The organism is Ilumatobacter sp., from assembly GCF_041688325.1.
Lineage (GTDB): Bacteria > Actinomycetota > Acidimicrobiia > Acidimicrobiales > Ilumatobacteraceae > Ilumatobacter_A.
The window spans coordinates 1-4,387 of sequence record NZ_JBDNIJ010000348.1; the positions used below are offsets into that span (position 1 = coordinate 1).

Sequence of the window (4,387 nt, forward strand, 5' to 3'; positions counted from 1 at the left end):
GATCCAGACAGACGCCGCGATTTCGTCTGGCAACTCGGGTGGCCCGCTCGTCAACGCTGCTGGCGAGGTCATTGGGATTAATACCGCTGTTGCCCGTGACACGGCCACAACGTCAGCGACCAACGTCGGGTTCGCGATCTCGGTCACCGAGGCGCTACCAATCATTGAGGCGCTGCGAGCGCAGGCCGACGGCGCCGAACGGAACGAGGCATACTTCGGTGTCGGCCTCGAAGACCGGCGCGATGGGGGCCAGGGCGTGTTCGTCACCGCCGTCGAAGCCGGTACCCCGGCCGCGGGCGCCGGAGTGCTCGCTGGCGACCTCATTGTTGCTGTCGACGGTGCCGCCACAGATGGCTCTGTGGGAGTCATCGCTGCGATCCGTGACAAAGAAGCTGGCGACACCGTCACGGTCACGCTGGTCCGTGAAGGCGTACCGGTCGACGTCACCGTCGAGTTGACCAGTCGCCCCGGCAACTGACCCCGCTCTTTCCCTCCCTTTCCCCTCTTCCCCAACTTTCCCGCTCCTCCCGGGGCTGGGGCGGAGCCTTCGATCACCTACCGTTGAGCATGCTTGATGATCCACTGCTCGGCTCATCCCGTCCGTTTGGCCTTGGATATTGGCCGCTTGCCGAAGATGCGCCGAGCGTTGCTGTGCAGCGCGAAGCAGTCCGGCTGGTTTCGCCCGACGGAGCGCTGGTGCGCGGCGTGCTGTGGACCCCGCCGGTCGGCACGCCGTGGAAAACCGCCGTGATTTTGAGTCATCCACGCGGCGACTTCAGCGTCCATTATGCCTGCCCGCTCTTGGCAGCTGCGGGGTACGCCGTGCTGGGCTTTGGCACTCGCTACATGAACAACGACACCGACTGCCTGCACGAGGCGTGCATCACCGACGTCAAGACGGCGCACGACGAGATGGTTCGACGTGGGGCGGACGCAGTGGTACTGCTGGGCAACTCCGGAGGTGGTTCGCTCATGGCGATGGCCAATGCGGAACTTGGTATTGGTGACGGCTGGGTTGGCATGGCAGCGCATCCAGGCGAGGGCGTCTTCATGCTCCAGGTCATCGACCCGTCGGTGATCGATGAGGATGATCCCTTCTCGACCGACCCTGGTCTCGACATGTACAACCCGGACAACGGATGGCGGCCGTGGCCCGAACCATGCACCTACGACCGAGGCTGGCTCGCTCGATACCGCACCGCGCAAGCTGCCCGAGTCGCACGGATCGACGCCGTCGCGAAGGAATCGATTGCTGCGTCGGCCGCGGTGGTGCCGGATCTCAAGACGGTGGACAAGCAGGCCGACCCGGCTGGTTGGAGCGACCTGAGACGTCGAGCCGTGTTCACGAAGTACCTGACCATTTACCGCACCCTCGCCGATCCGGCCTACCTCGACCTGACGATCGACCCCGACGACCGAGCAATGGGCTCACTCTTTGCCTTCCCCGACCCGTTCGATGGGAACTATGGCCGTGGTGGCTTGGCGAGAACGATGACCGCCCGCGGCTGGTTGAGTACGTGGTCCGGTTTGTCGAGCGGGGCGAAGCTCGCCGACACCATGCCGAACGTCACGGTGCCGACCTTGCTCGTGCATCCGACCGCCGATACGGAGATCCGGATCTGGCAGGCCAAAGAAATTGTCGATGCCGCTGGTGCCGACGATGTGACCTATGTCGAAATGCCGGGCGCCTTGCACTATCTCGAGGGAGATCGGCCTGAGGCGATGCAGCATGTAGTCGATTGGCTCGCTGTTCGTTTCCCGTGACGCTTGCGGCCATGACGTGTCATCAGAAAATGGTGCTTTCGGCAACGTGCACCCAGCGGGTGAAGCCGCGCCGCTTCATGACGGTGTGCACCTGCACGTTGGTGAATCCGGTGTCGGTCAGCCAGGTCGTGATGTTCGCTGGAGCAACGAACACGGCACGCGGAGCAAGGCCGGCGGATTGTTCGAGAATGGCGCGGATGATCCCTTCGTCGGCGTTGATTGCATGGCCGTAGGGAAGGTCGGTGACGATCGCGTCGGCGTGCTGGACGTGGGTTCTCGAGTCGGCCTGAACAACAGTGCCGGGATAGCCGAAGTGGGCGAGGTTCTCGCGCGTCATCCCCGCGAGCGCGGGCTTCCAGTCGACACCGAATGCCTCGATGCCGAGTGACGCCGCTTCAACCACGATCGAACCGGCGCCGCAGCAGGGGTCCAGAATCGACCTTGCGTCTGGCACCAGGTTGATCAGCGCTCGTGAGAACCGTCCGTCGAGCGACGACGAAGTTGTCCACGGCTTGCTGTCGTGCAATCGATACGACGCTGTGCTCTCGGCCTCGATCTCTCCGAACAGCAGGTTGTGCTCGCCAACGATGACCAGAAAATGATGCAACGGGTCGCGTAGGTCGGGGAATTCTTGGAGCGCATCTGCCAGTGAGATGGCCATCTCGATCCGGCCGAGCGGTGACCGACGCTCCGGGTCATGCACGTCGATACGGAACCGGTCTGACGCAATGGTGCTGGCTCGAGCGGCGATGGCGTCGCGGAGTTCATCGATGGTGCGTGTGCTCAGGATGATGCGGAGGCCGCGGTGGACGTAGGCGGCGCGGTCGATTCGGTCGATCCGTTCACAGACGGCGACTCCATCGGCGTCCGGCGTCCCGCCGGTGAGCGCCATCGCCTCCGCCTGCACCAACCCGTTTCGCTCGCCTCGAGCCGTGATCGCCACGTGCCAGTTGCTCGCCATTGCAACATCATGGCGGCCGTGCTCGCAAGATCGTTGCGGCCGTGCTCGCAAGATCGTTGCGGCCGTGCTCGCAAGTCGTGAACAACACGTGCAGTCGATCTGTTCGCGGGCCTGTCGGCCTACCCTTTCTGCGGTGATGAATCAGTCGAAAGAACCGCCTGGCGGCACCCAAATGCCAATGATTCGCCCGTTGCCTGGGTGGCTCGCGATTGTCCTGGTGGCAGGCACATCGGCTGCTGTGTTGGTACTTGAAATCCTCGCCGGTCGGCTGCTTGCGCCGTATGTCGGTGTCAGCCTCGAGACGTACACCGGCATCATTGGCACGATCCTTGCCGGCATCGCATTCGGTGCGTGGGCGGGTGGGTATCTCGCTGATCGCATCGACCCGCGACGATTACTTCCTGTGCTGTTGATGCTTGGCGGGGCCCTCGCCATCACGACGATTCCCGTGGTGCGTGTGATCGGCAACGGCAGCTCGGGTGGTGGTGGCCTGATGATTTTGATTCTTGCCGCCTTCGGCTTCCTGCCAGCAGCAACCGTGCTCAGTGCGGCGCCGCCTGCAGTCATCAAACTGCAGTTGCGAGATCTTGCTCAGACCGGTGCGACGGTCGGCCAACTGTCGGCCTGGAGTACGGCCGGAGCGATCTTTGGCACCTTCTTCACCGGCTTCGTGCTGGTGGCCACTGCGGGGGTGGCGACATTGATCGTTGCGACCGGTCTGCTGCTCCTCGCCAGCGGGGTGGCCCTGGCGTTCTTTGCTGGATCGGTGACCGCATCGCCACAGCAACAAGTCACCGAACTGATGGGCATCTCTGGGCTCGCTGCGATGTCGATCTTTGGAACCGTCGCCATCGAGTCGCCGTGCGAAATCCAGACGAGCTACTACTGCCTCTCTGTCGCCGAAGAGGCTGATGATCCGACTCGGACCATCCTGGTGCTCGACGACCTCCGCCACAGTTATGTCGACGTTGACGATCCGTCCGTTCTCGCCTTTTGGTACGTGCGTCGCATGGTCGATGCCATCGAATTGGCTCCTGCAGCCAACGACATCGTGTATCTGGGTGGGGGAGCGTTGACCATTCCGCGGTACGTACGCGACAGCGCTCCCGGCACGAATCAGATCGTGTTCGAGATCGACGGTGACCTGATCGATGTTGTTGAGAACCAAATGGGGCTCGACCGCAATGCGCCCGAGCCGATCCAGATTGTCATCGGTGACGCCCGGCTGGCGCTCGATGACGTTGCCGACGACAGCGCTGACATCGTGATCGGCGATGCTTTCGGCAGCCGGTCGGTGCCTTTCCACCTTGCGACGGAAGAGTTCATTGGCGACATTGCACGCGTGCTTCGTCCAGGTGGCACGTACGCCGTCAACATCATCGATGGCGGCGAGCAGCGGTTCCTCGCCGCCGAAGCCGCCACGATCGCTCGCGTGTTCGACCACGTCGTCGTGATCCGTGGTGAAGCAATCGCTGCAGGCCGCCGTGGCAACGCAGTGATCATTGCCAGTGACACGCCCATCGACGCGGTCGCGCTCGATGCGCTGCGAATCGCCAACAACGATCCTGGCGAAGTTGTCGGCGACTTCGCTGCTTTTGTCGACGGTGCAACCATCCTCACCGATGATTTTGCTCCAGTCGACCAGCTCATCAACGCCGGATC

At 63.0% G+C, this 4,387-nt stretch carries 4 protein-coding genes; 3 read left to right on the top strand and 1 reads right to left on the bottom strand.

Translation table 11 applies throughout. The features are described from left to right. Together ACH2EI_RS18055 and ACH2EI_RS18060 are read left to right on the top strand one after the other, a co-directional pair. The coding region (locus ACH2EI_RS18055; RefSeq protein ID WP_395161044.1) for a S1C family serine protease at positions 1–478 on the top strand (478 nt) is incomplete at its 5' end. Positions 479–567: 89 nt separating this feature from the next. After that, positions 568–1,764, top strand: a complete 1,197-nt coding sequence (locus ACH2EI_RS18060; RefSeq protein ID WP_395161046.1) for a hypothetical protein — start codon at positions 568–570, stop codon at positions 1,762–1,764. 22 nt (positions 1,765–1,786) lie between these two features. Here the strand turns inward: ACH2EI_RS18060 and ACH2EI_RS18065 are convergent, their stop codons facing one another. Further along, positions 1,787–2,725, bottom strand: a complete 939-nt coding sequence (locus ACH2EI_RS18065) for a TRM11 family SAM-dependent methyltransferase (RefSeq protein WP_395161048.1) — start codon at positions 2,723–2,725, stop codon at positions 1,787–1,789. 136 nt (positions 2,726–2,861) lie between these two features. Between ACH2EI_RS18065 and ACH2EI_RS18070 the strand changes: the two genes are divergently transcribed. Then, on the top strand, positions 2,862–4,387 hold a 1,526-nt coding region (locus tag ACH2EI_RS18070; RefSeq protein ID WP_395156754.1), incomplete at its 3' end, for a fused MFS/spermidine synthase.